This window comes from Piscirickettsia salmonis LF-89 = ATCC VR-1361 (genome assembly GCF_000297215.2).
Classification (GTDB): Bacteria; Pseudomonadota; Gammaproteobacteria; order Piscirickettsiales; family Piscirickettsiaceae; genus Piscirickettsia; species Piscirickettsia salmonis.
Genome location: NZ_AMFF02000152.1, coordinates 1 through 1,431, shown reverse-complemented (window position 1 = coordinate 1,431; position 1,431 = coordinate 1). Strand labels below are relative to the sequence as shown.

Here is a 1,431-nt window from a genome sequence, read left to right as displayed (position 1 = left end):
TGCGTAAGGTGAGTTCTTCATGCTTGTACTCCAGAGGGTGAGTCTGGTTTAGCACAGGCTATGGCAAATGGTCGCTTTAAAGCAGTTGAAGTTTTTTTTAATTATATAATCAACTCGAATTTATCGGAGAAGGCTAAAAAAGTACTTTTAATTGAGAACTTAGCTCAATATTATTTACTCAGCTATGCCTTGATTAAGGGACATGGTCGTACTGTTGCCGCTTATATTGAGGGTGTTTTTAAATTAAATTTAAGCACAAATGAAAAAAGAAGGGTATTACTTGCTGCTTCAAAGCATGGCCGCCCTGGGCTTCATTACGCCATGGAGCTTAATCATGACAGTGCGGTTAAAGCTTATATTGAAGGGATATCTAAATTAAATGATTTAACGCTTATTGAAAGTTTATTAAAACCTGATGTGCTTGGGTTAGCATTGGAAAAAGGATATTTTAACGCTGTAACAGCCTATATGGAGGCTGTATTAGCATCAGGCCTTGATATGAGGTGTATTAAGCGCTTGTTTGCTGCAAAAGAAGCTTTAGCTACCGTGTTAGAGCAAGGATATGGTCAAGCGGTTAAAGTCTATGTGCATACTGTGTGCTCATCAGGCTTAAGCCCTGATGATATTAAGGAACTGATAATAGTCGCTGGATTTGCAGCTGCTTTAGCAAACGGCCACTCACATGCGATAGAAAGTTATATAAAAGCTGTATTAGATTCAAATTTTTTGAGTGAAGAAGATAAAAAAGATATTTTGCTGGCTCCCGGGCCACGTGGAGAGTTAGGGCTTTATTTAGCGCTAAAAAGGGGTCATCAGCAAACCTCTATTGATTATATTCGAGCGATTCTTGGATCTACTTTATCTGGTGAAAGCAAAAAAATAGTAATCACTGCAGGGTTAAAATTTGCCTTGCTTATAGGCAATCAGCAAGTGATTAGTGCCTATATCAATATTATTCGCCAGGAACATTGGGATATCAAAGAGTTTCTTGACGTAAGAGAAGAGGATGGTAGCTCAGATTTATATTTGGCCTTAAAAAATGGACGTGGGCATGTTGTTATAGCGTATTTGAACAGTTTATTAGTGCTAGAGCCTGAAGAAAGTGAGGGAATTGTTGCGCTGTTGGCCGCAGCGAGTGTAAGTGGCGAGTCAGGGTTGGCCGCTGCATTGGAAAATGGTCAGTTCAATACCGCAGAGAGTTATATTAATGGTGTTGCTCGGCTTCATATTAGTGATGAGAGCAAAGGCTATTTGTTTCTGGCTCAAACAAACAAAGGGATGTCAGGGCTGCACTTGGTGATGATGAGCAAGAACTGCCATATAGTAAGCGTATACTTAAACGCAGTGATTCAGCTGAGTAAGGCTATACAAAGTAAGCTGTTATAGCGCTCAACGAATAGTTTCTGACATTGACTTCATTACTTGACTAAG

Annotated in this window: 1 protein-coding gene; it reads left to right on the top strand. The window is 39.6% G+C overall.

Translation table 11 applies throughout. From position 1 onward, the window contains the following. Positions 1-60 precede the first annotated feature (60 nt). Positions 61-1,386, top strand: coding sequence for a hypothetical protein (locus tag C200_RS12485; RefSeq protein ID WP_016212290.1), 1,326 nt, complete (start codon positions 61-63; stop codon positions 1,384-1,386). Positions 1,387-1,431 lie beyond the last annotated feature (45 nt).

Bases quoted from the DNA above. Each gene is read 5' to 3' on its own strand.
- C200_RS12485 (WP_016212290.1), top strand. From the start codon at position 61: ATGGCAAATGGTCGCTTTAAAGCAGTTGAAGTTTTTTTTAATTATATA.